The organism is Micromonospora sp. LA-10 (assembly GCF_051853095.1).
In the GTDB taxonomy this organism is placed as follows: Bacteria; Actinomycetota; Actinomycetes; order Mycobacteriales; family Micromonosporaceae; genus Micromonospora; species Micromonospora echinospora_A.
This window is the reverse complement of sequence record NZ_CP195710.1, coordinates 2,125,705-2,150,285: the sequence shown is the minus strand read 5'-3', so window position 1 is coordinate 2,150,285 and position 24,581 is coordinate 2,125,705. Positions and strand designations below refer to the sequence as shown.

The window sequence follows — 24,581 nt, the reverse complement described above, 5'->3', positions numbered from 1 at the left end:
AGCCGTCGTACGTCCCGCCGTTCCTCGTCATCCGGAGAGCAGGTTCTCGTGAGTTCGTCAGTCGCCTCGACGGGACGGGGGACGGCGCCGACCGGACCCGGTGCAGCGGCCCGCGCGGTCACCCGGACGCTCAGCGACGACCCGCTCGGCGGCACCGTCCGCCGTACCGTGCTGCCCAGCGGGCTGCGGGTGCTCACCGAGGCGATCCCGGCGATGCGCAGCGTGTCGTTCGGCATCTGGGTGGCGGTCGGCTCGCGCGACGAGACCGGCCCGCAGGCCGGCGCCGCGCACTTCCTGGAGCACCTGCTGTTCAAGGGCACCAACAAGCGCAGCGCGCTGGAGATCTCGTCCCAGATCGAGGCGGTGGGCGGCGAGACCAACGCGTTCACCACGAAGGAATACACCTGCTACTACGCGCGGGTGCTCGACGAGGACCTGCCGCTGGCCATCGACGTCATGTGCGACCTGGTCGCCGACTCGGTGCTGACCCCCGCCGACGTGGAGACCGAGCGCGGCGTCATCCTCGAAGAGATCGCCATGCACGACGACGAGCCCGGCGACGAGGTGCACGACCTGTTCGCCCGCGCCGTCTACGGCGACCACCCGCTGGGCCGGCTCATCTCCGGCACCGAGGAGACGGTCACGCCGATGACGCGGCGGCAGATCCAGGGCTTCTACCGCCGCCGCTACACCGCGCCGCAGATCGTGATCGCCGCCGCCGGCAACCTCGACCACGCCACAGTGGTCAAGCTGGTCCGGCAGGCGGTGCGCGGCACCCCGCTGGACACCGACCCGGCGGGGCCGGCGACGCACCGCCCGGCCACCCCGGCGGTACGCACCAGGCCGGCCACCACGCTCGTCGAGCCGAAGGAGACCGAGCAGGCGCACGTCGTCCTCGGCTGCCCGGCCATCGACCGCACCGACGAGCGGCGCTTCGCCCTCGGCGTGCTGAACAACGTGCTCGGCGGCGGCATGTCCAGCCGGCTGTTCCAGGAGATCCGGGAGCAGCGCGGCCTCGCGTACTCGGTCTACTCCTACGCCAGCCAGTACGCCGACAGCGGCGTGTTCGCCGTCTACGCCGGATGCGCTCCGGGCAAGGTGGACGAGGTGCTGCACCTGACCCGCGCCGAGCTGGCGCGGGTGGCCGCCGAGGGGATCACCGAGGCGGAGCTGGCCCGGGGCAAGGGGATGAGCAAGGGCTCGTTCGTGCTCGGGCTGGAGGACACCGGTTCGCGGATGAGCCGCCTCGCCAAGGGCGAGCTGCTCTACGGCAACCTGATGCCGGTGGACGACCTGCTGGCCCGGGTGGACGCGGTGACGCTCGACGACGTGAACACGCTCGCCGCCGAGCTGCTCGGCCGGCCGATGTCCCTCGCCGTGGTCGGCCCGTTCGACTCCGGCAGCTTCACGGTCACGGGCTGAGCGCCGTACCGGTCCGCCGGACCGCGGGCCGGGCGCTGGGATAGGTTGTGGCCCGTGACTGAGCAGCAGAACACGGTGGCCCGGGTCGGTGTGCTGGGCGCCCGGGGCCGGATGGGCATGGAGGTCTGCAAGGCGGTCGACTCCGCCGCCGACCTGGAGCTGGTGGCGGCCGTCGACCAGGGTGACGACCTGGCCACTGTGGCGCAGGCTGGCGCCGAGGTGGTCGTCGACTTCACCACCCCCGACGCGGTCATGGACAACCTGCGCTGGTGCGTCGAGAACGGCGTGCACGCGGTGGTCGGCACCACCGGCTTCACCGAGCAGCGGCTCGCCCAGGTGCGCGAGTGGCTGTCCGGGCGGCCCGGTGTGGGCGTGGTGATCGCCCCGAACTTCGGCATCGGCGCGGTGCTGATGATGCAGTTCGCCGCGCGCGCGGCCCGGCACTTCGAGTCGGTGGAGATCATCGAGCAGCACCACCCGCGCAAGCTGGACGCGCCGAGCGGCACCGCCACCCACACCGCCCGGCTGATCGCCGCGGCCCGCGCCGAGGCCGGGCTGGGGCCGGTGCCGGACGCGACCCGCGACGAGGTGGCCGGCGCCCGTGGCGCCGACATCGACGGGGTACGCGTGCACGCGGTCCGCGCCACCGGCCTGGTCGCCCACCAGGAGGTGCTGTTCGGCACCACTGGTGAGACGCTGACCATCCGGCACGACTCGTACGACCGGGTGTCGTTCATGCCCGGCGTGCTGCTCGCGGTCCGCGAGGTGGGCCACCGGCCCGGTCTGACCGTCGGTCTGGACGCCCTGCTCGACTGAGCCGCCGCGGCGGGCGCGGCGCTGTCCTGCCGGGCCCGCTGCGGAAACCGTTTTGCCTGGTCGGCGGCGGGGACCTAGGCTACTTTCCATGATCGATTCCGGGCATTCCGACCGCGCCGGCCGCCGGGTGACGCTGCGGCCGGTGGACGACGACAACTGGCGGGCCGTCGCGGACGTCGCGCCGCGTGACGACCAGCGTGCCTTCGTGGCCGCGCTGGCCGCCCGCTACCTGCTGCTCACCGAGCGCTCGGACGTCTGGAACTCGCTGGCCGTCTACGCCGACGAGAGGGTCGTCGGGCACGTCATGTGGGGCGTGGACGACGACGGGTCGCGCTGGATCGGCGGCATGGTGATCGACGCCGCCGAGCAGGGCCGGGGCCTGGGCCGCGCGACGGTGCGGACGCTCGCCGACTGGCTGGCCGAGGCGGGCGAGCCGATCCGCCTGAGCTATCACCCCGACAACAAGCCCGCCGCCGCCCTCTACACGTCGCTGAACTTCCACCCCACGGGCGCCATGGAGGACGACGAGCTGGTGGCCGAACTCCGCCCGGCCTGACCGCCCACCCGCCGCCCCCTACCCCTCCGCGGCTCCCCGTCGATCATGAGGTTGGCGGCAGTCGAGGAGATCGAAAAGGCCGTCAACTTCATGATCAACGCGGCCAGGGTGGGGTGGGTGGGGTGGGGCGGCGGTCCCGCCCCGTGCCGTGACCGCCACCCCACCCACGTGAGGGTGGACCGGCGGCCGGGCGGGAACTCATCGGTCGGCCGAGATCTTTTCGTCAGCGGATTCCGGGACGGCGACGTGGAAGCGGACCTGGGGAACGAGCATGTCGTCCACGTCCAGCGCGCGGGTCGCGCCGTCGGCCTCCCAGCCGGTCGAGCCGAGGAAGTTGCGGGTCGCCGTGTCGGCGTCGAACGCCCACGCCACCGCCCGCGTCAGGCCGTCGGCGCGCCAGTGCTCGACCGCCGCGGCGAGCAGCCGGCTGCCGTGCCCGCGCCGCCCCCACCGGGGCTCCACCAGCAGATCGGTCACCGCCGCGACGCCCGGCGCGAGCGCCTCGGCCGGCTCACCGGGGGCGAGCGCCTCGGCGTCGGCCGGACCGGAGGCGATGAACCCCACCAGATAGGATTGCGCCGCCTGTTCGACGGCGACCAGCACCCGGTGCGCGCCCGAGGGCGGCTCCTGCACCGCAGCGCTCCACTGCCGGGCGAGGTACGCCTCGTCCAGGTTGTCGAGCACGTGCCGGGGCAGGATCCGGCGGTACGCGACCCGCCAGGTCGCGAGCTGGACGCGTGCGATCTCGCCGGCGTCCTCGGGACGCGCGGGCCGGACGTAGCCTGCAGCCATGGCACGTGAGCCTACGCAGGGCGAGGAGGGTGACGGTGGCGCAGGGTGCCGGGCGCACGATCACGCAGGCCGTCGCCGTGGCGGCGCTCGCCGCGGCGGTCACCGTGTTCCTGTCCGTGGCGGCGGTGCGGCACGGCTTCTTCGACCTCCAGGTCTACTACGGCGCGCTCACCTACTGGGCGCGTGACGGCGGCGAGATCTACGACTTCCTGCGGTCCGGCACCCAGTACGGCTTCACCTACCCGCCGTTCGCCGCGCTGGTGATGCTGCCCATGGCGTACCTGCCGTGGAACGCCGCGATCGTGGTGAGCGTGACGCTGACGGTGCTGGCCAGCGCCGTGGTGATCTGGCGGCTGCTGGACCCGGTCGCCCGCCGCTCCGGCTGGACCCGCTGGTTCGCCCTCGCCGTCGCGCTCTGCCTGGCCGCCGCGTACGAGCCGATGCGGGAGACTGTCAACTTCGGCCAGGTCAACATGCTGCTGCTGTTCCTGGTGGCGGTGGACCTGCTGTGGCTGCTGCCGGCGCGCAGCCGCTGGGCGGGCGTGGGCATCGGCCTGGCCACCGCGATCAAGCTGACGCCCGGCATCTTCATCGTCTACCTGCTGGTCACCGGCCGCTGGCGGGCCGCTCTGACCACTGTCGGCACGGCCGCCGTCGCCACGCTCGTGGCCGCCGGCCTCTTCCCGGACGCCTCCCGCGAGTTCTGGACCGAGGCGCTGTGGAACACCGACCGGGTCGGTGAGCTGGCGTTCGTCTCCAACCAGTCGCTGCGCGGTGTGGTGGCCCGGCTCGACCCGCAGCACCCGAGCACGATCGCCTGGCTGGCGCTCGTACTCGTGACGCTGGTGGTGTGGGCGTGGCGGTCGCGGGCGGCGGTGGCCGTCGGCGACGAGGCCACCGGCCTGGCCCTGACCGGCGCCGTGATGTGCCTGGTCAGCCCGGTCACCTGGGTGCACCACCTGGTCTGGCTGCTGCCCGGGCTGATCCTGCTCGTCGACAACGGCATGGCGGCGCCCGCGCGCAGCCGGCGACGCCGTCTGCTGCTGGCCGCCGCGCTGATCGGGTACGCGCTGCTGTGCAGCCGGATCGTCTGGTCCTGGGAGAAGGACTTCACCGGCGTGGACGGCTTCCTCGGCAGCAACACGTACGTGTGGATCAGCCTGGCGCTGCTGCTCGGGCTGCCGGTCCGCCGCTGGCTCACGCCGAGGGGCGGCGCGCGTCCCGGCGACGACGTCCCGGCCGGGTCAGCTTCCGGCGGTGTACCGCAGCTCGCGGAGCAGGATCGGGGCGCGTCCGCCGGACAGCGGCACCGGATAGGTGGACTCCTCACCGTCCGGTGAGTGCCCGGCCCGCTCGTAGAAGCGGCGCGCCCGGGCGTTGTCGGCGAGCACCCAGAGCCGGTACCCGGTCCAGCCCCGCTCGGCCAGGCCGTCGCGGGCCGCCGCGAGCAGCGTCCGCGCGACGCCGGAACCCCAGTGCGCGGGCTCCAGGTAGATCGCCACCAGCTCGCCGTGGGCCGGGTCGAGGTCGTCGCGGTCCTGATTGTTCCGGTACGGCCCGAACGTGGTGAAGCCGATGACCGTCCCGCCGGTCTCGGCGACGAGCGTGGTGAACGGGTGCTCCGGGTCGGCGGTGCCGAGGTCGCGGCGGCGCTGCGCCCAGGCGCGCGGGTTCAGCCGGGTCAGCACCTCAGCGGGCATGATCCCGGCGTAACCGGCCTGCCAGCCGTGGACGTGCACCCGGGCGATCGCCTCGGCGTCGTCCGGTTCCTCCCGGCGAATGGTGAGCACCTGTCCGTTCTATGCCCCGGCGGGCGATCGGTCCAGCCGCCGCTCCCGCCCGGCGCGTCCGGCATTGTGTCGTACGGCTGGATTAGGGTCGCCGACGATGGCCGAATCGCTCTCCCTCGCCCAGGCCCGCCGGGTGGCCCTGGCCGCACAGGGCTTCGCCGACCCGGCGCCCACCGGCGTGCCCACCCGGCGGCACCTGCGCCGGGTGCTCGACCGGGTCGGGCTGATCCAGATGGATTCGGTGAGCGTGCTCCAGCGGGCGCACTACCTGCCGCTCTACAGCCGGCTCGGGCCCTACCCGACCGCGCTGCTGGACACCGCCGCCTACCGCCGCCCGCGTGAGCTGTTCGAATACTGGGCGCACGAGGCGTCGCTGGTGCCGGTCGGGCTGCACCCGGCACTGCGCTGGCGGATGGCGAAGGCCCGCGACGAGGCGTGGGGCGGCATGCGCCAGATCGCCGAGGAGCAGCCCGGGCTGCTCGCCTGGGTCCGCGACGAGGTGGCCGCCCGGGGCCCGCTGACCGCCGCCGAGATCGAGCACGACGCGCCCCGGGAGACCGGCAACTGGGGCTGGAACTGGTCCGTCGTGAAGCGGGCGCTGGAGTTCATGTTCTGGTCCGGCGAGGTCGCCGCCGCCGACCGCACCAACTCGTTCGCCCGCCGCTACGACCTGCCCGAGCGGGTGCTCCCGGCCGCCGTGCTGGACGCGCCCACCCCGACCGACGCCGAGGCGTACCGGACGCTCGTCTCGATCGCGGCCCGGTCGCTCGGCGTGGCGGCCGAGCCGGAGCTGCGCGACTACTTCCGGCTGCCGGTGGCCGGGGCGCGGCAGGCGGTGGCCGAGCTGGTCGAGGCGGGCGAGCTGACCCCGGTCACGGTGCAGGGCTGGCGGCATCCCGCCTATCTGCACGCCGACGCCCGGATGCCCCGCTGGGTGCGCGGAAACACGCTGGTCAGCCCGTTCGACCCGCTCGTCTGGGAGCGGGGACGCACGGAACGGCTGTTCGGCTTCACCTACCGGATCGAGATCTACGTGCCGGCGCCGAAGCGGGTGTACGGCTACTACGTGCTGCCGTTCCGCCAGGGCGAGCGCTTCACCGCCCGCGTCGACCTCAAGGCGGACCGGAAGGCCGGTGTGCTGCTGGTGCCGGCCGCCTGGGTCGAGTCGGGCGCCGACCCGGGGGAGACCGCTGTGGCGCTCGCCGCCGAGCTGTACCGGCTGGCCGGCTGGCTCGGCCTGGACGCGGTGGCCCCGCCGGCGGCGGGCGATCTGGCGGCGCCGCTGGCCGCCGCGCTGGTGGGCGTGGCAGGTGTACGGTGAGCGCGTGACGAGCGTTGACCGGCCTGCCACCGAGCCCGACCCGCACGAGTCGGCGTCCTCGCTCGCTCATGCCGGGGCGCACGCTCATGCCGGGCCGCACGGGCACGCCGAGCCGCACCTCCACGCCGGGCCGCACGGGCACGCCGGGCCGCACGCTCCGGCCGGTGGCCCCGACGCGCCGTGGCAGGGGCCCCACCCGGTCGCGTACCAGCCGGTCGAGACCGACCGGTTCACCCGCATGGTCCTGCGCCTGCACGCCCGCGCCCCGCGCTGGGCGGTGCCGCTGGCCGCGCTCGGCTGCGTCGCTCTCGGCCTGGCGTACGCGCTGATCAGCAACCCGACCGTGAGCGACCCGGACGCCCGCCCGACCTGCCTGCTCAAGCTCACCACCGGGCTCGACTGCCCGGGCTGCGGCGGCACCCGCGCGCTCTGGTACGTGCTGCACGGCGATCTGCCGGCCGCCGCCCGGCACCACTTCCTCTTCGTGTTCGCGCTGCCGTTCCTGACCTGGCTCTTCGTGGCCTGGGCCGGCAACCGGGCGTTCGGCTGGAAGCTGCCGGAGGCACGGTTCAGCCCCAAGGTCATCGGCTTGTTCCTGGCCGCCTGGGGGGTCTTCTCGGTGGCCCGCAACCTGCCCTGGGCGCCCTTCACCTCGCTCTACGTCTGACCCGGCGCTCCCGGGCGCGCCGCCGGTCGGCCGCGTGCCCGATTTCCACGCCGGGCGCGGGCCAACTACAGTCGCAGGAATGCCGGAGATGGTGCAGCCCCAGGTCAAGTTGATCGCGTGGACCCAGTTCCAGGCGCCCGAAGAGGTGCCCTGGTCCACCGACGCCGACGGCGGGCAGGCGCTCGCCGAGTTCGCCGGCCGGGCCTGCTACCAGAGCTGGAAGAAGCCGAACCCGGCCACCGCCACCAACGCGGGCTACCTGGCGCACATCCTGGAGGTCGGCCACCTGAGCGTGCTGGAGCACGGCTCGGTGAGCTTCTACTTCAGCGGCGTGTCGCGCTCGTTCACGCACGAGCTGATCCGGCACCGGCACTTCTCCTACTCGCAGCTCTCCCAGCGGTACGTGCCGGAGCGGGACGCGGCGATGGTCGAGCCGTCGGTGATCGCCGACGACCCGGAGCTGCACAAGAAGTTCGTCGAGGCGACCGACGCGGCGGTGCGGGCGTACACCGAGTTGCTGGAGGGGCTGGAGGCCCGCTTCACCGACGAGCCCAACCCGACGCTGCGCCGCAAGCAGGCGCGCCAGGCGGCGCGGGCGGTGCTGCCGAACGCGACCGAGACCCGGATCGTGGTGACCGGCAACTACCGGGCGTGGCGGCACTTCGTCAAGATGCGCGCCACCGAGCACGCCGACGTGGAGATCCGCGAGCTGGCGGTGGAGTGCCTGCGGCAGCTCAAGGGTGTCGCGCCGAACGTCTTCGCCGATTTCGTGATCTCCACCCTGCCCGACGGCACCGAGGTGGCGGCGTCCCCGTTCGCCGAGTGACTCGTCACCCTTCGCCGCCGGGCCACCGGTGGTCGTCCGCTAGGTTGTGAGCATGACGCACGACCACTCCACCGACCCGGGCCAGGGCGCGTCGCGTCCGTTCGGGCGAGTGATGACGGCCATGGTGACCCCGTTCACGCCGGACGGCGGGCTGGACCTGGACGGCGCTGTCCGGCTGGCCGAATACCTCGTGGACGAGCAGGGCAACGACGCGCTGGTCCTCAACGGCACCACCGGCGAGTCCCCGACCACCACCGACGCGGAGAAGGAGTCCCTGATCCGCGCCGTGAGCGAGGCGGTCGGCGACCGGGCCCGGATCGTCGCCGGGGTGGGCACCAACGACACCCGGCACACCGTCGAGCTGGCCGCGCAGGCCGAGAAGGCCGGCGCGCACGGCCTGCTGGTGGTGACCCCGTACTACAACAAGCCGCCGCAGGCCGGGCTGCTGCGTCACTTCACCACCGTCGCGGACGCCACCGGCCTGCCGGTCATGCTCTACGACATCCCGCACCGCTCCGGTGTGGCGATCGCCACCGAGACGCTCGTGAAGCTGGCCGAGCACGGCCGGATCGTCGCCGTCAAGGACGCCAAGGGCGACCTGTTCGCCACCGCGGAGGTGCTCAGCCGCACCGACCTGGCCTACTACTGCGGCGAGGACGCGCTCACGCTGCCGATGCTGGCGATCGGCGCGGTCGGCGTGGTCGGCACCTCCACCCATTTCACCGGGGCGCTGACCAAGCAGATGATCGAGGCGTTCGTGGCGGGCGACAACGCCGGCGCGCTCGCGCTGCACCGGCAACTGCTGCCGCTCTACACCGGCATCTTCCGCACCCAGGGCACGATCCTGGTCAAGGCGGGTCTCGCGGCCCAGGGCCGCCCGGCCGGCCCGGTGCGACCGCCGCTGGTGGACGCCACCGGCGACGAACTGGCCCAGCTGCGCGCCGACTGCGCCGCGGCGGGCCTGCCCCTGCCCGAATGAACGAACGACACGACGGACGCCGCGCGACGGCGTCGCAGAATGAGGTGACGCGTGACCGAGGCGCACATCGAGGGTGAGCTGCCCCCGCCGCTGCCCGAGGGCGGCCTGCGGATCATCCCGCTCGGCGGACTCGGCGCCATCGGCCGGAACATGACCGTCTTCGAGTACGACGGCAAGCTGCTCATCGTCGACTGCGGGGTGCTGTTCCCCGATGTCGAGCAGCCGGGCGTGGACCTGATCCTGCCCGACTTCGGCCCGATCCTGGACCGGCTGGCCGACGTGCAGGCGATCGTGCTCACGCACGGCCACGAGGACCACATCGGCGCCGTGCCGTACCTGCTCGCCCACAAGCCGGACATTCCGCTCGTCGGTTCCCAGTTCACGCTCGCGCTGGTCGAGGCGAAGCTGGCCGAGCGGCGGATCCAGCCGTACACGCTGACCGTGCGGGAGGGCGGCCGGGAACGGCTGGGCCCGTTCGAGTGCGAGTTCTTCGCGGTGAACCACTCGATCCCGGACGCGCTGGCGGTGGCCATCCGTACGCCGGCCGGCCTGGTGCTGCACACCGGCGACTTCAAGATGGACCAGCTTCCGCTCGACGGGCGGATCACCGACCTGGCCGGGTTCGCCCGGCTCGGCGCCGAGGGCGTCGACCTGCTGCTGTCGGACTCGACGAACGCGGAGATCCCCGGCTTCGTCACGCCGGAGCGGGAGATCGGCCCGGTCCTGGACTCGATCTTCGCGAAGGCCAAGGGGCGGATCATCGTCGCCTCGTTCGCCTCGCACGTGCACCGGGTTCAGCAGGTTTTCGACTCGGCCGCCGAGCACGGCCGCAAGGTGGCGCTGATCGGCCGGTCCATGGTCCGCAACATGGGCATCGCCCGCGACCTGGGGCTGCTCAACATCCCGCCCGGCCTGGTGGTCGGCATCGAGGAGGCCACCAACCTCCCGCCCGAGCAGATCGTGCTGATGTCCACCGGTTCGCAGGGCGAGCCGATGAGCGCGCTGGGCCGGATGGCCAGCGGCGACCACCGGCACATCACCATCGCGCCCGGCGACACGGTGGTGCTGGCGTCCTCGCTGGTGCCCGGCAACGAGACCTCGGTCTACCGGGTGATCAACCGGCTGGCCCGGGCCGGCGCCGTGGTGGTGCACAAGGACGTGGCCAAGGTGCACGTCTCCGGGCACGCCCCGGCCGGCGAGCTGCTCTACCTGCTCAACGTCGTACGCCCGAGCAACCTGATGCCGGTGCACGGCGAGTGGCGGCACCTGCGGGCGCACGCCCGGCTCGGCATCGAGTCCGGCGTCGCGCCGGACCGGGTCGTGATCTGCGAGGACGGCGACGTGGTCGACCTGGTCGAGGGTCGCGCCAGCCTGGTCGGGCGGGTCAAGAGCCGGTACGTCTACGTCGACGGTCTCGCCGTCGGCGACGTCAGCGAGTCGCTGCTCACCGAGCGCCGGATCCTCGGCGACGGCGGGTTCATCGCCACGACCGTGGTGGTCGATTCGGTCACCGGCAAGGTGGTCGCCGGGCCGACCGTCTCGGCGAAGGGCTTCTCCGAGGACCCGGCCGCGTTCAACCCGGTGATCCCGCTGGTCACCGAGGCGCTGAACCGGGCCGCCGCGGACGGCATCACCGACCCGCACCAGCTTCAGCAGATCGTCCGCCGCACCGTGGGACGCTGGGTCAACGACGCCTACCGCCGGCGGCCGATGATCGTCCCGACCGTCGTCGAGGTCTGACCCGACAGCGCCGCGCGCCGGTCCACCGTCCACGGTGGGCCGGCGCCGTCGCTTTCCGGGTACGTCCCGACACGCCGCGTCGAAACCCTCCGGTAACCCTCATCCGATCGGCGTCCGTCTCCGTACTCCGGGACGGCCGGCGTGCCCCTGCGCCGGCCGGGAGGAGCGTGGCGGATGGACCGCAGACGGATGACAGCCATCGGCGTACTGGTGGCGGCGGCCGGGTTGACGGCGGCGGTGACCGTACCGTCGTTCGCCGGCGAGGAACCCCGGCGGGCCGCGCCGGCTACCGACGGCGTCGCCCCGGAGGTCCTGGACGCGATGGGCCGCGACCTCTCGCTCACCCGTGACCAGGCGGTGAAGCGGCTGCGCACCGAGCGGTGGGCGGCCGGCACCGTCACCCGGTTGCGTGCCGAACTCGGCGCCGGGTACGGGGGCAGCTGGCTCAGCGCGGACGGCGCGACGCTCACCGTGGCGGTGGCCGACGCGGCCGGCGAGGCACGGGTCAAGGCCGCGGGCGCGGTCCCGAAGCGGGTCGCCCGGGGCGTCGCCGAGCTGGACGCGGTGAAGTCCCGGCTCGACGCGGCGGGCGGCGCGGCCAGCCCGGACATCGCCGGCTGGTACGTCGACGTGACCGACAACGCGGTAGTGGTGGTCGCCCGTCCGGGCGCGGAGGCCGACGGCCGACGGTTCGCCGCCGCCGCGGGCTCGAAGACCACGATGGTCCGGGTACGCACCGCCGACGAGGCCCCGCGTCCGCTGTTCGACGTGCGCGGCGGCGACGCCTTCTTCATCAACAACGCCGGCCGCTGCTCGGTCGGCTTCTCGGTGGTGGGCGGATTCGTCACCGCCGGGCACTGCGGCCGGCCGGGGGACCGCACCACCGGCGCCAACCGGGTCGCCCAGGGCACGTTCGCGGCCTCCTCGTTCCCCGGCGACGACTGGGCGTTCGTGCGGGTCAACGGCGCCTGGACGCCGCAGGGCGTGGTGACCGACTTCAACGACGGCGGCACGGTGGCGGTCAACGGCTCCACCGAGGCGCCGGTCGGTGCCTCGATCTGCCGCTCCGGCTCCACCACCGGCACCCGCTGCGGCCTGGTCCAGGCCAAGAACGCCACTGTCAACTATCCGGAGGGGACGGTCACCGGGCTGACCCGGACGAACGTCTGCGCCGAGCCGGGCGACTCCGGCGGCGCGTGGCTCTCCGGCGACCAGGCGCAGGGCGTCACCTCCGGCGGCTCCGGCGACTGCACCCGGGGCGGCGTCACGTTCTTCCAGCCGGTCAACGAGATCCTCCAGCGCAACAACCTCACGCTCGTCACCGCCGGTGGCCAGCCGGCCCCGACGCAGCCGCCGGCCGGTGGCGGGGAGACCACCCCGCCGTCGACCGTGCCGCCCACCCCGCCGGCCGGCGACACCGAGTGCGCGGGCCAGGTGAGCCGGACCGGCCGGATCGCCGCCGGGCGGGTCCAGGTGCAGCCGGACGGGCGCTTCTTCCGGGTGCCGGGCGGCACCCAGGAGGCGTGCCTGGCCGCGCCGGACGGCGTCCGGGTGACGCTGGAGCTGCAACGCTTCACCAATGGCGCGTTCCGCACCGTGGCGCGTGCCACGAGCGCCGACGGCGTGGCCCGGCTGACCGCCGAGGTCCCGGCCGGCGCCTACCGGTACCGGGTGACCGGGCTGTCCGGCTCCGGCGAGTACACGCTGGCGTTCTCCGCCCGCTGACCGCCGCACCGAGACCGCGGCCCCCGACCACCACCGCCCGGTGATCGGGGGCCGCGCCGCGTAGCGGCTCGATCCCGCCGGGAACCACTACCGCCCGGTGATCGGGGGCCGCGCCGCGTCGTGGCTCGGCCGGTCGGGGTCAGGCCAGGGCGGCGACCGCCTCGGCGTACGCGGCGCCGGTGCGGACCGCCGCGGCCACCAGCACCTCCAGCTGCGCCGGGGCGACCCCGCAGGACAGGTCGGTGGAGACGCCCGCGGCCAGCACCAGCGTCCCGTCGCCGGGCTCGTGCACGTAGGCGGCGGGCAGCAGCCGGTCGTGGTTCCAGGCGTTGCAGAACGCGTACGCCTCGGCGCGCCGCTGCGCCGGCAGCGGGCGCGCCGCCACCACCCGGGCGTGCAGCACGTCACCGTGGCGGCCGAGCAGGCGGAACTGGATCGTCGCCTCGCCCCAGCGCCCGACCAGCGTGCCGTCCGGTTCCACCGTGTACGACTCGCCCCGGGCGTCGAGCGCGGCGGCGAGCAGCGCCGTGTCCAGCGGGGCCGGCTCCTCCGGGCCGGGCGGACCGGGCTCGGCGGGGTCGGGTTCCGGCTCCTCGTCGAACTCGCTCTCGGCGGCGAGCGACACCGGCGCGGCCAGCGGTCGCTCGGCCAGCCAGGAGGCGATCCGGCCGGACTGGTGCCCGGTGCCGTTGCGGGCGTCGAAGCTGCCGGCGAGCGCGGTGGCCAGCGCCTGGAGCTGCGCCCCGAGCGTCGCCACGTCCACCTCGGCCGCCGGCCGGGAGCCGTGCCCGGGGCGGTGGATCCGCCGCCCGCCGAGCCCGGCCTCGGCGGCCAGCCCGCAGAGCAGCGCGCCGGCCGCGGCGAACTCCATCGCGGACAGGTCGTCGGCCGGATGGTCCAGCCGGGGCAGCTGCTCGGTCAGCACCTCCAGCCCGCGATGCAGGTAGCCGCCCAGCGCGCAGAAGCGCAGGTGCGTGGCGAGCAGCCCGAACGCGGCCCGCTCACGCCGGTGCCGGCGGTACGCGCGCACGTGCGCCCGGGCCGCCTCGGCCACCGCGCCGGTACGCAGCCACGGCAGCAGTCCCACCGCGAGCGCCCGTTCGGGCTGGTCGGTGCAGGCCGTCGCCCCGGCGGCGGCCTCGGCGGCCTGCCGCTCGCCCCGCCGGGTCGGTGGCGCCTGCGGCGCTACCCAGCCGGTCAGCGCCGGGGTCAGCGCGGCCAGCGCCGCCTCCGGCTCGCCCCAGCCCGCCAGCAGCTCGGCCCGTCGCGCCGGGGCGCAGCCCGGGCAGCCGCCCACCGGGTCCGTGGCGTCGGCGGCCGACCAGCGTTCGTACGCCCGCCGCGCCGCCGGCTCGTCGCCGAGGTGGTCGGCGACGCGGCACCGCAACTCCGCGACCGGCGCGGCGTCCTCGCCCAGCTCCCCGGCGAGCGCGTCCAACAGGGACCGCGCCTGGTCCAGGCCGACCCGGGGCGTGCCGAACAGCGCCTCCACCGCCTGCCGCTGGTGCCGGCGCAGCCGGGTCAGCTCGTCGGGGCGGGCGTCCAGCAGCCCGGGGTGCCGGGCCACCGTCTCCCGCATCCGCCGGACCGGCTCCACTGTGCGCCACCGCTCACCCAGGTGCAGGTACGCCTCGACCAGCGTGAACCGCGCCGACAGGGCGGTACGCGGGTCACCCGTGGCGTCCGCGCGGGAGGCGATCCGTTCCAGCTCGGCGCAGCGCTCCTCGCCGTCGGGCCGGTCCCGGGCGTCGGCGAGCGCGGCGGCCAGCCCCCGGTCGCGGGCGGTGGTCATCGGAGCGTCCCGCCGGTCAGCTCGTCGACGGCGGCGGCCAGCTGGCAGCCGGTGGTGACGCCGCAGTCGACCAGCCGGTCGAGCTGGTGCGGTGTGACCCCGCGTTCCAGGTCGGTGGTGACCTCGCCGCAGATCTGGGCCGACCCGTCGTCGGCGACGTGCACGTACGCCTTCGGCCAGAGCCGGTCGTGGTTCCATCTGTTGCAGAAGACGTGCAGCTCGGGCACGTGCTCGATGCCGAAGTGCCGCGCGACGACGGTGCGTACCTGGAGCAGCTCACCGGCCGCGCCCCGGCGGTGGAACCAGATCAGGTTCCGTTCCCAGCGGCCCACGTACGCGCCGTCGGGCTCCTCGACCACCGCGTACCCCCGGTGGGCTGCCACGGCGGCGATCAGCTCGCCGGTCAGCGGGCGCAGCGCCTGCGGGTGTCCGGTCAGCGGACCGTCCGGGCCGTCCTCGATCTCCGGCGACGCCATCGGGCATCCCTTCTGAGGCGAATAACACAAACGACGGTCCGACCCGTGCTGCGACGCGCGGACACGACCCGGAAAAGCGGCGTTCCACCGGGTGCCGCCGTTACCGTGACTCTATGGCGGGCCGTACCTCTCAGGCGAGCCGGCGGCGCGGCGCGTCGCCGCGTGGCACCACGAACAACCGCGCCCGTCAGCCGGCGAAGAAGACGGCGGCGCGGAAACCGGCTCGGCGTCCGGCGCGGCGCGGGCCGGGTCCGGCCGCGTTCGTCGGCCGGGCCGCGGGCGCCGTCTGGATGGGGCTGGCCCACACTGTGGGCTGGGCGTTCCGGGCCGCCGGCCGGCAGGCCGCGTCCACCCGGGAGCTGGATCCGGAGCACCGCCGCGACGGCGCCGGGCTGCTGCTGTTCGGCCTGGCCATCCTCAGCGCGGTGGGCATCTGGGGCGGCGGGGCCGGGCCGGTGGGCCGGCACCTGGCCGACACCGTACGTCTGTTCATCGGCGCCATCTCGATCATCCTGCCGGTGCTGTTCATGGTCGGCGCGTGGCGGCTGATGCGGACCCCGGCCGACCCGGAGCACCGCGGGCGTGGCCTGGTCGGCTGGGGTTCGATGATGCTGGCGACCGCCTCGATGCTGCACATCGGGCAGAACCCGGTCGACGAGGTCCAGCGCGACTACGCCGGCGGTCTGCTCGGCGCGGGCGTGGGCGACCTGCTGAAGTCGGCGGTGACCGCCTGGGTGGCGATGCCGCTGCTGCTCCTGCTGCTGGTGTTCGGCCTGCTCGTGGTCACCGCGACCCCGATCAACAAGATCCCGGAGCGGCTGGGCCTGCGCGGGGATCCGGGCGTGCCCGAGGACGAGGAGGAGGAAGCCGAGGCCGAGGCGGTGGCGAAACCGGCCCGCAGGCGGCCGGCGAAGCGGCTGTCCTCGCCGCTGGAGCCACTGGACCCGGACGACGAGCTGGCCGGCGTCGACCTGCAGGAAACCATCGTGCTGCCACGCAAGACGCCGCGGGTGCCGGCGAACCGCAAGCCGGTCGAGCCGCCGGAGCACTCGCCGCTGCCCACCCGCGCCGAGCAGCTCGCGCTCACCGGGCTGGCCGGCGACTACACGCTGCCGCCGGCGAACATGCTCGGCGGCGGCGCCGCGCCGAAGACCCGGAGCAAGGCCAACGACGAGGTGATCGCCGCGCTCACCGGCGTCTTCGAGCAGTTCGACGTGGACGCCGCGGTCACCGGCTTCACCCGCGGGCCGACTGTCACCCGGTACGAGGTGGAGCTGGGCCCTGGTGTGAAGGTCGAGCGGATCACCCAGCTCTCCCGCAACATCGCGTACGCGGTGAAGTCGCCGGACGTGCGCATCCTCAGCCCGATCCCGGGCAAGAGCGCGGTCGGCGTGGAGATCCCGAACACCGACCCGGAGAACGTGGCGCTCGGCGACGTGCTGCGCTCGCGGGCCGCGACCAGCGACCACCACCCGATGGTGGTGGCGCTCGGCAAGGACATCGAGGGCGGCTACGTGGTGGCCAACCTCGCGAAGATGCCGCACATCCTGATCGCGGGCGCCACCGGCGCGGGCAAGTCGTCCTGCCTGAACTCGCTGCTGGTCTCCGTCCTGACCCGGGCCACGCCGGACGAGGTGCGGCTGCTGCTGATCGACCCGAAGCGGGTCGAGATGACCGGCTACGAGGGCATCCCGCACCTGGTCACGCCGATCGTGACGAACCCGAAGAAGGCGGCCGACTCGCTGGAGTGGGTCGTCCGCGAGATGGACATGCGCTACGACGACCTCGCCGCCAACGGGGTCCGGCACATCGACGACTTCAACCGCAAGGTGCGCAACGGCGAGATCAAGGCCCCGCCGGGCAGCGAGCGGGAGATGCGGCCGTACCCGTACCTGCTGGTGATCGTGGACGAGCTGGCCGACCTGATGATGGTCGCGCCGCGCGACGTGGAGGACTCCATCGTCCGGATCACCCAGCTCGCCCGGGCCGCCGGCATCCACCTGGTGCTGGCCACCCAGCGTCCCTCGGTCGACGTGGTCACCGGCCTGATCAAGGCCAACGTGCCGTCCCGGCTCGCGTTCGCCACCTCCTCGCTCGCCGACTCGCGGGTCATCCTCGACCAGCCCGGTGCGGAGAAGCTGCTCGGCCGCGGCGACGGCCTGTTCCTGCCGATGGGCGCGTCGAAGCCGCAGCGCATCCAGGGCGCCTGGGTGACCGAGCGCGAGATCGCCGACGTGGTCAAGTTCTGCAAGGACCAGCGGGAGCCGGAGTTCCGCCCGGACGTGCTCGCCCCGGCGCAGGACAGCAAGAAGAAGATCGACGAGGACATCGGCGACGACCTGGACCTGCTCGTGCAGGCGGTCGAGCTGGTGGTCACCTCGCAGTTCGGCTCGACCTCGATGCTCCAGCGCAAGCTGCGCGTCGGTTTCGCCAAGGCGGGCCGGCTGATGGACCTGATGGAGACGCGGGGCGTGGTCGGGCCGTCCGAGGGTTCCAAGGCCCGCGACGTGCTGGTCAAGCCGGACGAGCTGGAGGAGGTCCTGGCCGGCCTGCGCGGCGGCGAGGACTGACGTCCCACGACGGACCACGGCGGCCCCCACCGTCCGGTGGGAGCCGCCGTGGGCGGTTCGGGGTCAGTTGAGCAGCGCGGCGACGAGCACGGCGCCGATGATCGCGCCGACCACGCTCGCGGCGGCGGCGTACCAGCCCAGCGGCTTGTCGCCGAGGACGGCGCCGACGATGCCGAGGATCAGGCCGAGGACGCCGAAGATCAGCGGGGACAGGAAGATCGCGAGAGCCGCGAAGACGAACGCGACGATCGTGCAGATCCGGGCGGCGTTGCTGCGCGGACGGGCGCTGGCGTGCATGTCGGCCATGGGGTCCTCCGTGATGATCGCTCTATCGGTCAACGGGAGACCGGGTACCCCGGGCGTCGCATCGTCCAAACCGGATGCGGGTGATCAGCCGAAGAGCTTGAGCCCGATCACGCCGGCGACCACCAGCAGCAGGCAGGCGACGCGCGGCAGGTTCACCGGCTCGCCGAGCGCGAGCATGCCGACCAGCGCGGTGCCCACCGCCCCGATGCCGACCCACACCGCGTAGCCGGTGCCGACCGGGATGTCGCGCAGCGCGTACGCCAGGCCGGCCATGCTCCCGACGAGCGTGACGGCGAAGACGGCGGAGGGGAGGGGACGGGTGAAGCCGGCGCTGCGATCGAGCGCGATCGCCCACGCGGTCTCCAGGAGTCCGGAGAGCACCAGTACGAGCCAGGCCATGAGATCACCTCTGACGGGCGGGCCCGGCGCGGAGCGGGCCGGGCGACGGTTAGGTCACGCGGGGCGTCTTGGCCTGACCGGGTACGCCCACCACTCGTCCGGGACGGCCCGCGGGCCGTCGTGGCCGACGGTAGCACCGGCCGGGCCGCACCGGGGACGGGGTGAGAAAGCCCACCTCGGGTGGAGTTGACGTCAACTTCAGGTTGCACGATGGAAGGCATGACCCTGCTCTTCTCCGACGACGACGTCGCGGCCGCCGTGGACGCCCCGCTCACCGTCGCGGCCATGCGGGACGCGCTGCTGGCCGCGTACGCCGGGCGGCTCATCGCCCCGCCCCGCGCGTCCGCGCCGCTGGGCGGGGGCCGGATGGTGCTCACCGCCGGGCACCTCACCGGCGAGTGGTACGGCTTTCGCTCGTACGACACGTTCGGCCACCCGGAGAGCGGTCAGCTCGTCGTGCTGCACGACGCGAGCACCGGCGCGGTACGCGCCATCGCCGTCGGCGAGGAACTGGGCTCCCGCCGTACCGGAGGACTCGGTGGCGTGGCCGTCGACGCGCTGGCCCGCGCGGACGCCGCCACGCTCGGCGTGGTGGGTTCCGGGCGGCAGGCGTGGACCCAGGTCTGGGCCGCCGCGGCGGTCCGGCCGCTGCGCGAGGTGACCGTGTTCAGCCGCTCAGCGGCCCGGCGGGAGGCGTTCGCCGCGCGGATCCGCGCCGAGCTGGGCGTGCCGGCCCGCGCCGTCGGCTCGGCCGCCGCCGCGGTACGCGACCGGGATGTGGTGGTGCTCGCCACCACGAGCACCGTCCCGGTGCTCGACGCCGCCGACCTGGCCCCCGGCACGCACGTCAACACCGTCGGCTTCAAGCAGGTCGATCGGCACGAGTTCGGCCCCGACCTGCTCGACGCCGCCGACCTGCTGGTCACCGACTCGCCCGGGCAGGCCGCCGCGTACGTCCCGCCGATGCTCGCCGCCGTCGAGCCGTACGCCGGGCGGCTGCGTGACCTGGGCGCGGTGCTGGCCGGGGCGGTCCCCGGCCGGACCGGCGCGGACCAGATCTCGGTCTTCTGCTCCACCGGCCTGGCCGGTACGGAGGTGTTCCTCCTCGACCGGCTGGCCCGTGTGGCCGCTTCCGCCCGCTGAGCGCGCCGGACGGGTGGCGTGGCGGTGCGGAACCGGCCCGGTACCCTCGGATGGTGTCTGCCACCTCCTCCACCCCGCAATCCGACGGGCGCCGCGTCGCCCTGCTGACCCTCGGCTGCGCCCGCAACGAGGTCGACTCGGAGGAGCTGGCCGCCCGGCTGCACGCCGACGGATGGCAGGTGACCACCGACGGCGAGGGCGCCGACGTGGTGGTGGTGAACACCTGCGGCTTCGTCGAGAAGGCCAAGCAGGACTCGATCCAGACGCTGCTCGCCGCCGCCGACACCGGCGCGAAGGTCGTCGCCGCCGGGTGCATGGCCGAGCGGTACGGCCGTGAGCTGGCCGACAGCCTCCCCGAGGCGCAGGCGGTGCTCAGCTTCGACGACTACCCGGACATCGCCGCCCGCCTCGACTCGGTGCTCGCCGGCGAGGCGATCGGCGCGCACACCCCCCGGGACCGGCGGGAACTGCTGCCGCTGACCCCGGTCAAGCGCCGCGACGCGGCGGTGTCGCTACCCGGGCACGGCACCCCGGCCCGGGTCACCCCCGAGACCGACGCGCACACCCCGGCGCACCTGCGGCAGGTGCTGCGGCACCGGCTCGACACCGGCCCGGTGGCCTCGCTGAAGCTCGCCAGCGGCTGCGACAGGCGGTGCGCGTTCTGCGCCATCCCGGCCTTCCGCGGGGCGTTCGTCTCGCGTACCCCGGACGAGCTGCTCGCCGAGGCCGAGTGGCTGGCCAAGACCGGCGTCCGCGAGCTGGTGCTGGTCAGCGAGAACTCCACCTCGTACGGCAAGGACCTGGGCGACCCGCGCGCGCTGGAGAAGCTGCTGCCGCAGCTCGCCGCGATCGACGGCATCGTGCGGGTACGCGCCAGCTACCTCCAGCCCGCCGAGACCCGGCCCGGCCTGGTCGAGGTGATCGCCACCACGCCCGGCGTGGCCGCGTACTTCGACCTGTCGTTCCAGCACTCCAGCGAGCCGGTGCTGCGCCGGATGCGGCGTTTCGGCTCCACCGACCGGTTCCTGGAGCTGCTCGCCTCCGCCCGCGCGCTCGCGCCGGACGCGGGCGCGCGCAGCAACTTCATCGTCGGCTTCCCCGGCGAGACGAAGCAGGACGTGGCCGAGCTGGTCCGGTTCCTGACCGAGGCGCGCCTGGACGCGATCGGCATGTTCGACTACAGCGACGAGGACGGCACCGAGGCCGCCGGGCTGACCGGCAAGGTCTCCGCCGCCACGATCAAGCGGCGGTACGACAAGCTCAGCGCGCTGGCCGACGAACTGTGCTCGCAGCGCGCCGAGGAGCGCCTCGGCGCGACGGTGGAGGTGCTCGTGGACTCGGTCGCCGACGGCGTCGTGGAGGGGCGGGCCGCCCACCAGGCGCCCGAGGTCGACGGATCGACCACGCTCGTCGCGCCCGACGGCGGCGGCGTCGACCTGGCCGCGCTGCGCCCCGGCGACCTGGTCCGGGCCACCGTGACCGCGACCGAGGGTGTCGACCTGATCGCCGTACCGGATGAGATGATCTCGGCGGCGCCCGGCGCGGTACGGTGACGGCGGGCCCGGACGGAGCGGGGAAGCCACGTGGGGCGATGCGGGACATGACGGGAGCCGAGTCGACGGCGGCTGCCCCCGTACCGCTGCTCAACGCGGCGAACATGCTGACCGGCGCGCGCCTGGTGCTGGTGCCCGTCTTCGCGGCCACCGTGGTCGCGTCCGCCATGACCCACGCCGGCTGGCGGATGGCCGCCTGCCTGATCTTCGCGGTGGCTTCGGCGACCGACCTGATCGACGGCTGGATCGCCCGCCGGTTCGAGCTGGTCACCTCGCTGGGCAAGGTCGCCGACCCGATCGCCGACAAGGCGCTCACCGGCGCCGCGCTTGTGCTGCTCTCCGTCTACGACCGGCTGCCCTGGTGGGTGACGGTGGTGATCCTCGCCCGTGAGCTGGGCATCACCGCGCTGCGCTTCTGGGTGATCCGGCACGGCGTGATCGCCGCCAGCCGGGGTGGCAAGGTCAAGACGGCCCTCCAGATCCTGGCGATCACCTGGTACCTCTGGCCGATGCCGGAGGCGCTCGCCGCGATCGGCCCCTGGATCATGGGGGCGGCGGTGGTGGTCACCGTGGTCACCGGGTTCGACTACATCGCACAGGCGTTGCGGCTGCGGCGTCCGGCCCGTTGATCCGGGCCGCCGACGAGTAAGCCGCCCGGGCGCGGGAAGAGAGGGCGGGCATGAACACCGACGCGAGACACCAGCGGCCCGCCGGCAGCCCGGCGGCCTCCGTCGTGCACCGCCTGCACGAGTGCGGCCAGACACTGGCCACCGTCGAGTCGCTGACCGGCGGGCTGCTCGCCGCCGCGGTCGTGGAGATCGCCGGGGTCAGCTCGATCTACCGGGGCGGCATGGTGGTCTACGCGACCGAACTCAAGGCGACGCTCGCCGGCGTACCGGAGGACCTGCTGGCCGACCGCGGCCCGGTCGATCCCGACGTGGCCGCCGCCCTGGCCGAGGGCGGACGGCAGCGGTGCGGCGCGGACTGGGGTCTGGCCACCACCGGTGTGGCCGGGCCGGAGCCGCAGGACGACAAGCCGGTCGGCCTGGTCTACGTGGCGGTCGCCGGGCCGGACGGCACGCAGGTGCGCCGCCTCGACCTCGACGGCGGCCGCGACCACATCCGCACGGCCGCCGTGATCGAGGCGCTGCGCCTGCTCGCCGACCGCATCGAGCTCCCCGAGGAAGCCGACGCCGCCGCGGCGTCGGGGGCCGGCCGCTGATGCCGACCCGGTGCCGACACGCCCGGCGGCGGGTCCGCCGACCGGCCGATCCGGCCGGATTTTCAGAGGCGGGGTGGGATGTCGTCGTGGCAACCAACGGGTACGGTTGCGGGAAGGCTCCGACGGTCGTCGTCGGCGTCGGAGCGGTCCCCGCGTCCGGCGCGGCGCGGTCGGCCGGGGATGGTGGTCCCGTTCAGGGGGAGGTGCGATGGTCCTGCTACGCCGGGTGATCGGTGACGCGCTGCGGACACGCAGGCAGGGGCAGCACCGCACCCTCCGCGAGGTGTCGTCCGCCGCCAACGTCAGCCTGGGCTACCTCTCCGAGATCGAACGCGGCCAGAAGGAACCCTCAAGCGAACTGCTGGCCGCCATCTGTGACGCGCTCGGCGCCCGCCTGTCGGAACTGCTGCGCGAGGTGAGCGACACCGTCGCCCTCGCCGAGCAGATGCCCGGCGTGCTGGTCCCGGTGGCCGACGAGCCGGTCGAGCCGGCCCCGGTGGCCTCGACCGCCGTGCGCAAGGCGACGAACCGCGGTGTCCGGCAGGTCACCTCCGACGGCGCGGTCGCCGTCCAGGTCCGGCAGGACTCGCCGCTCAAGGCCACGCTGCGCAGCACCCGGGTACGCCCCGCCGAGCGGGATGTGGTCTGCGCCGCCTGATTCCGCCTGTCTCGTCGTGGGCGGCGCTGGCGCCCGCGTCGTACTGTTGATCAGGAGCGTACGGGTGCCGGAGTGGCGTCCGGCTGGGACGATGTAGGCGCGACGCTACTGAGGGGACGAGGCGGAGATGGCTAACCCGTTCGTCAAGGGTTGGAAGTACCTGATGGCGCTGTTCGGCGCGAAGATCGACGAGCACGCCGATCCGAAGGTGCAGATCCAGCAGGCCGTCGAGGAGGCGCAGCGCCAGCACCAGGCGCTCGTCCAGCAGGCGGCGGCGGTGATCGGCAACCAGCGTCAGCTGGAGATGAAGCTGTCCCGGCAGATGACCGAGGTGGAACAGCTCCAGGGCAACGCGCGGCAGGCGCTGGCGCTGGCCGACCAGGCTCGCGGCAAGGGCGACGAGACCGAGGCCGGGCGCTACGAGCAGTCCGCCCAGATGCTGGCCACCCAGCTCGTCTCCGCCGAACAGGCCCTGGAGGACCTGAAGACGCTGCACGACCAGGCGCTCGGCGCGGCGGCCCAGGCCCGCAAGGCGGTCGAGAACAACTCGATGATCCTCCAGCAGAAGCTGGCCGAGCGCACCAAGCTGCTCAGCCAGCTGGAGCAGGCCAAGATGCAGGAGAGCGTGGCCCGCTCGCTGGAGTCGATGTCGTCGCTCACCGCGCCCGCCAACACCCCGTCGCTGGACGAGGTACGCGACCGGATCGAACGCCGCTACGCCACCGCCATGGGCCGCGCCGAACTCGCCGGCAACTCGGTCGAGGGCCGGATGCTGGAGATCCAGAAGGCCACGCTCGACTCGTCCGGATCGGCGAGACTGGAACAGATCCGGTCGAGCATGGCCGGCGAGCAGCTCGGCGGCCGGCACGAGACCCCCGCGGTGGGGCAGCCGACCGACCCGGCCGCCACCGCCCGGCTCGACGAGATCCGGGCCAGCATGAGCCGGGAACGCGGCACCGGGGAGAGCACGACCGGCTGACGGAGGGGCGGACACCATGGCGGACGAACGGGCCCGGCATTTCCGCAGGTTGCGCCGGCTGCGCAACTCGGCGCGACGGTGGAGCGTGATGGCCGGAGGGCTCGGCGGCGCCGCCGCGGTGCTCACCCCGTACGCCGGACTGGGCCTGCCGGACGCGGCCTGGGCCGGCGCCGCGGGCAGCGCGATCGCGATCGCCGCCTGGCGCTGGGCCGACCACCGGGCGCTCGCGGCCGTGCCGGCGCCGCCCGCCCTCGACCCGGCGGAGGCCGCCGCCCGCTCCCGCGCCCGGCTCGTCGCCGCCGTCGAGCGGCTGCCAGTGGGCCCGGGCGTCCTGGCCGAGGTACGCCGGGTCCGCTCCCGCATGGCGTTGCGCGGCACCGCCGCGGCCGAGCCGTGGGCCCGGCTGGACCGGGCCGCCCTCACCCTGGCCGGGCTCGCCGGACGGCTCACCGGGCTGGCCGAGCCGGCGGTCCGGGAAGCGGCCGAGGCCGATCGTTCCCTGCGTGAGCTGGCGAACCGGGTGGCGGGCGTGGAACGCGCGGCGAAGCTGACCCCGCAGAGCACGCTGGACGAGGTGCACGCGACGCTGGTGGCCCAGCTGGAGGACGGGGTGGCCGCGTACGAGCGGCTGGTGGTGGCCGCCGCCGGCTACGTCGCCGAGGACGCCCGCCCCAACACCGCGCACCCGGCCGCCGCGCGGCTGACCGAGGCCACCGACCTGCTGCACGGGGTGGCCTCCGCCCTGGCCGAACTCCGCACCCCCCTCCGCGCCCCCTAGCCCTCGCTGCCTCCCGGGCTTTGCTCGCCCCCGCGCGTTGATCGCCCCCGCGCGTTGATCAAGGAGTTTGT

General features: G+C 74.1%; 24 protein-coding genes and 1 riboswitch. Of the genes, 18 read left to right on the top strand and 6 right to left on the bottom strand.

All coding sequences use genetic code 11. The features are described 5' to 3' along the window. Nucleotides 1-48 precede the first annotated feature (48 nt). The 3 genes from ACSDG8_RS09975 (at nucleotide 49) to ACSDG8_RS09965 (ending at nucleotide 2,794) form a co-directional block, all read left to right on the top strand. The gene (locus ACSDG8_RS09975; protein WP_210893234.1) at nucleotides 49-1,422 is read left to right on the top strand and encodes a M16 family metallopeptidase; all 1,374 of its coding nucleotides are present in this window, start codon (nucleotides 49-51) and stop codon (nucleotides 1,420-1,422) included. A 111-nt stretch (nucleotides 1,423-1,533) separates the two neighbouring features. After that, nucleotides 1,534-2,238, top strand: a complete 705-nt coding sequence (gene dapB, locus ACSDG8_RS09970; protein ID WP_247678333.1) for a 4-hydroxy-tetrahydrodipicolinate reductase — start codon at nucleotides 1,534-1,536, stop codon at nucleotides 2,236-2,238. An 88-nt stretch (nucleotides 2,239-2,326) separates the two neighbouring features. Next, a complete protein-coding gene (locus ACSDG8_RS09965) occupies nucleotides 2,327-2,794 on the top strand; it encodes a GNAT family N-acetyltransferase (protein ID WP_210893230.1) in 468 nt (155 codons plus the stop codon). Nucleotides 2,795-2,992: 198 nt separating this feature from the next. On the opposite strand, the gene ACSDG8_RS09960 is transcribed toward ACSDG8_RS09965, so the two are convergent. After that, nucleotides 2,993-3,586, bottom strand: coding sequence for a GNAT family N-acetyltransferase (locus tag ACSDG8_RS09960; protein WP_210893228.1), 594 nt, complete (start codon nucleotides 3,584-3,586; stop codon nucleotides 2,993-2,995). A gap of 35 nt (nucleotides 3,587-3,621) precedes the next feature. On the opposite strand from ACSDG8_RS09960, the gene ACSDG8_RS09955 reads away from it, so the two are divergent. Then, nucleotides 3,622-4,926, top strand: coding sequence for a glycosyltransferase family 87 protein (locus ACSDG8_RS09955; RefSeq protein ID WP_210893226.1), 1,305 nt, complete (start codon nucleotides 3,622-3,624; stop codon nucleotides 4,924-4,926). On the opposite strand, the gene ACSDG8_RS09950 is transcribed toward ACSDG8_RS09955, so the two are convergent. Then, nucleotides 4,831-5,376, bottom strand: coding sequence for a GNAT family N-acetyltransferase (locus ACSDG8_RS09950; RefSeq protein ID WP_210893224.1), 546 nt, complete (start codon nucleotides 5,374-5,376; stop codon nucleotides 4,831-4,833). The two genes, ACSDG8_RS09955 and ACSDG8_RS09950, sit on opposite strands and share 96 nt — an antisense overlap. 97 nt (nucleotides 5,377-5,473) lie before the next feature. Between ACSDG8_RS09950 and ACSDG8_RS09945 the strand changes: the two genes are divergently transcribed. From ACSDG8_RS09945 to ACSDG8_RS09920, 6 genes are all read left to right on the top strand, one after another. Continuing rightward, nucleotides 5,474-6,697, top strand: a complete 1,224-nt coding sequence (locus tag ACSDG8_RS09945; protein WP_210893221.1) for a winged helix-turn-helix domain-containing protein — start codon at nucleotides 5,474-5,476, stop codon at nucleotides 6,695-6,697. After that, entirely contained in the window at nucleotides 6,687-7,364 is a 678-nt protein-coding gene (locus ACSDG8_RS09940) for a DUF2752 domain-containing protein (RefSeq protein ID WP_210893219.1), read from the top strand. The genes ACSDG8_RS09945 and ACSDG8_RS09940 overlap by 11 nt, the downstream gene beginning before the upstream one ends. A gap of 88 nt (nucleotides 7,365-7,452) precedes the next feature. Then, entirely contained in the window at nucleotides 7,453-8,190 is a 738-nt protein-coding gene (thyX, locus tag ACSDG8_RS09935; protein ID WP_210893474.1) for an FAD-dependent thymidylate synthase, read from the top strand. A 52-nt stretch (nucleotides 8,191-8,242) separates the two neighbouring features. Continuing rightward, nucleotides 8,243-9,169, top strand: coding sequence for a 4-hydroxy-tetrahydrodipicolinate synthase (gene dapA / locus ACSDG8_RS09930; RefSeq protein WP_210893217.1), 927 nt, complete (start codon nucleotides 8,243-8,245; stop codon nucleotides 9,167-9,169). Nucleotides 9,170-9,220: 51 nt separating this feature from the next. Beyond that, nucleotides 9,221-10,909, top strand: a complete 1,689-nt coding sequence (locus ACSDG8_RS09925) for a ribonuclease J (RefSeq protein WP_210893215.1) — start codon at nucleotides 9,221-9,223, stop codon at nucleotides 10,907-10,909. A 174-nt stretch (nucleotides 10,910-11,083) separates the two neighbouring features. After that, entirely contained in the window at nucleotides 11,084-12,634 is a 1,551-nt protein-coding gene (locus ACSDG8_RS09920; RefSeq protein WP_210942857.1) for a S1 family peptidase, read from the top strand. Between the two features lie 139 nt (nucleotides 12,635-12,773). Here the strand turns inward: ACSDG8_RS09920 and ACSDG8_RS09915 are convergent, their stop codons facing one another. Together ACSDG8_RS09915 and ACSDG8_RS09910 are read right to left on the bottom strand one after the other, a co-directional pair. After that, complete coding sequence (locus ACSDG8_RS09915) at nucleotides 12,774-14,426, bottom strand: YbjN domain-containing protein (protein WP_210942858.1); 1,653 nt, start codon at nucleotides 14,424-14,426, stop codon at nucleotides 12,774-12,776. Further along, nucleotides 14,423-14,902, bottom strand: coding sequence for a YbjN domain-containing protein (locus ACSDG8_RS09910; RefSeq protein WP_210893209.1), 480 nt, complete (start codon nucleotides 14,900-14,902; stop codon nucleotides 14,423-14,425). The genes ACSDG8_RS09915 and ACSDG8_RS09910 overlap by 4 nt, the downstream gene beginning before the upstream one ends. 113 nt (nucleotides 14,903-15,015) lie before the next feature. On the opposite strand from ACSDG8_RS09910, the gene ACSDG8_RS09905 reads away from it, so the two are divergent. Then, entirely contained in the window at nucleotides 15,016-17,472 is a 2,457-nt protein-coding gene (locus tag ACSDG8_RS09905) for a DNA translocase FtsK (protein ID WP_210942859.1), read from the top strand. 63 nt (nucleotides 17,473-17,535) lie between these two features. Here the strand turns inward: ACSDG8_RS09905 and ACSDG8_RS09900 are convergent, their stop codons facing one another. Both ACSDG8_RS09900 and ACSDG8_RS09895 read right to left on the bottom strand, forming a co-directional pair. Then, entirely contained in the window at nucleotides 17,536-17,778 is a 243-nt protein-coding gene (locus ACSDG8_RS09900) for a hypothetical protein (protein ID WP_013474454.1), read from the bottom strand. Between the two features lie 84 nt (nucleotides 17,779-17,862). Beyond that, nucleotides 17,863-18,177, bottom strand: coding sequence for a DMT family transporter (locus tag ACSDG8_RS09895; protein ID WP_116504820.1), 315 nt, complete (start codon nucleotides 18,175-18,177; stop codon nucleotides 17,863-17,865). 57 nt (nucleotides 18,178-18,234) lie between these two features. Continuing rightward, a riboswitch (guanidine-III (ykkC-III) riboswitch) is annotated at nucleotides 18,235-18,300 on the bottom strand. A 96-nt stretch (nucleotides 18,301-18,396) separates the two neighbouring features. Here ACSDG8_RS09895 and ACSDG8_RS09890 point away from each other — a divergent pair. From ACSDG8_RS09890 to pspM, 7 genes are all read left to right on the top strand, one after another. Further along, nucleotides 18,397-19,320, top strand: coding sequence for an ornithine cyclodeaminase family protein (locus ACSDG8_RS09890; RefSeq protein WP_210893205.1), 924 nt, complete (start codon nucleotides 18,397-18,399; stop codon nucleotides 19,318-19,320). A gap of 50 nt (nucleotides 19,321-19,370) precedes the next feature. After that, complete coding sequence (gene rimO / locus ACSDG8_RS09885) at nucleotides 19,371-20,873, top strand: 30S ribosomal protein S12 methylthiotransferase RimO (RefSeq protein WP_210893203.1); 1,503 nt, start codon at nucleotides 19,371-19,373, stop codon at nucleotides 20,871-20,873. A 47-nt stretch (nucleotides 20,874-20,920) separates the two neighbouring features. Beyond that, on the top strand, nucleotides 20,921-21,502 hold the full coding sequence (gene pgsA / locus ACSDG8_RS09880) for a CDP-diacylglycerol--glycerol-3-phosphate 3-phosphatidyltransferase (protein ID WP_210893201.1): 582 nt from the start codon (nucleotides 20,921-20,923) through the stop codon (nucleotides 21,500-21,502). Nucleotides 21,503-21,552: 50 nt separating this feature from the next. Then, on the top strand, nucleotides 21,553-22,095 hold the full coding sequence (locus ACSDG8_RS09875) for a CinA family protein (protein ID WP_210893198.1): 543 nt from the start codon (nucleotides 21,553-21,555) through the stop codon (nucleotides 22,093-22,095). Between the two features lie 208 nt (nucleotides 22,096-22,303). Continuing rightward, nucleotides 22,304-22,753 carry a helix-turn-helix domain-containing protein gene (locus ACSDG8_RS09870; RefSeq protein WP_210893196.1) on the top strand — a complete coding sequence of 150 codons (450 nt, stop codon included), beginning with the start codon at nucleotides 22,304-22,306 and terminating at the stop codon, nucleotides 22,751-22,753. 127 nt (nucleotides 22,754-22,880) lie between these two features. Next, entirely contained in the window at nucleotides 22,881-23,732 is an 852-nt protein-coding gene (locus ACSDG8_RS09865) for a PspA/IM30 family protein (RefSeq protein WP_210893194.1), read from the top strand. Between the two features lie 16 nt (nucleotides 23,733-23,748). Beyond that, nucleotides 23,749-24,510: a phage shock envelope stress response protein PspM gene (pspM, locus tag ACSDG8_RS09860; RefSeq protein ID WP_073830250.1), complete on the top strand. Its 762-nt coding sequence runs from the start codon at nucleotides 23,749-23,751 to the stop codon at nucleotides 24,508-24,510. The last annotated feature ends 71 nt before the right edge of the window (nucleotides 24,511-24,581 follow it).

Bases quoted from the DNA above. Each gene is read 5' to 3' on its own strand.
- dapB (WP_247678333.1), top strand. From the start codon at position 1,534: ATGGGCATGGAGGTCTGCAAGGCGGTCGACTCCGCCGCCGACCTGGAG.
- pspM (WP_073830250.1), top strand. From the start codon at position 23,749: ATGGCGGACGAACGGGCCCGGCATTTCCGCAGGTTGCGCCGGCTGCGC.
- ACSDG8_RS09875 (WP_210893198.1), top strand. From the start codon at position 21,553: ATGAACACCGACGCGAGACACCAGCGGCCCGCCGGCAGCCCGGCGGCC.
- ACSDG8_RS09895 (WP_116504820.1), bottom strand. From the start codon at position 18,177: ATGGCCTGGCTCGTACTGGTGCTCTCCGGACTCCTGGAGACCGCGTGG.
- ACSDG8_RS09945 (WP_210893221.1), top strand. From the start codon at position 5,474: ATGGCCGAATCGCTCTCCCTCGCCCAGGCCCGCCGGGTGGCCCTGGCC.
- thyX (WP_210893474.1), top strand. From the start codon at position 7,453: ATGGTGCAGCCCCAGGTCAAGTTGATCGCGTGGACCCAGTTCCAGGCG.
- ACSDG8_RS09965 (WP_210893230.1), top strand. From the start codon at position 2,327: ATGATCGATTCCGGGCATTCCGACCGCGCCGGCCGCCGGGTGACGCTG.
- rimO (WP_210893203.1), top strand. From the start codon at position 19,371: ATGGTGTCTGCCACCTCCTCCACCCCGCAATCCGACGGGCGCCGCGTC.
- ACSDG8_RS09865 (WP_210893194.1), top strand. From the start codon at position 22,881: ATGGCTAACCCGTTCGTCAAGGGTTGGAAGTACCTGATGGCGCTGTTC.
- pgsA (WP_210893201.1), top strand. From the start codon at position 20,921: ATGACGGGAGCCGAGTCGACGGCGGCTGCCCCCGTACCGCTGCTCAAC.
- dapA (WP_210893217.1), top strand. From the start codon at position 8,243: ATGACGCACGACCACTCCACCGACCCGGGCCAGGGCGCGTCGCGTCCG.
- ACSDG8_RS09905 (WP_210942859.1), top strand. From the start codon at position 15,016: ATGGCGGGCCGTACCTCTCAGGCGAGCCGGCGGCGCGGCGCGTCGCCG.
- ACSDG8_RS09960 (WP_210893228.1), bottom strand. From the start codon at position 3,586: ATGGCTGCAGGCTACGTCCGGCCCGCGCGTCCCGAGGACGCCGGCGAG.
- ACSDG8_RS09910 (WP_210893209.1), bottom strand. From the start codon at position 14,902: ATGGCGTCGCCGGAGATCGAGGACGGCCCGGACGGTCCGCTGACCGGA.
- ACSDG8_RS09915 (WP_210942858.1), bottom strand. From the start codon at position 14,426: ATGACCACCGCCCGCGACCGGGGGCTGGCCGCCGCGCTCGCCGACGCC.
- ACSDG8_RS09870 (WP_210893196.1), top strand. From the start codon at position 22,304: ATGGTCCTGCTACGCCGGGTGATCGGTGACGCGCTGCGGACACGCAGG.
- ACSDG8_RS09920 (WP_210942857.1), top strand. From the start codon at position 11,084: ATGGACCGCAGACGGATGACAGCCATCGGCGTACTGGTGGCGGCGGCC.
- ACSDG8_RS09900 (WP_013474454.1), bottom strand. From the start codon at position 17,778: ATGGCCGACATGCACGCCAGCGCCCGTCCGCGCAGCAACGCCGCCCGG.
- ACSDG8_RS09890 (WP_210893205.1), top strand. From the start codon at position 18,397: ATGACCCTGCTCTTCTCCGACGACGACGTCGCGGCCGCCGTGGACGCC.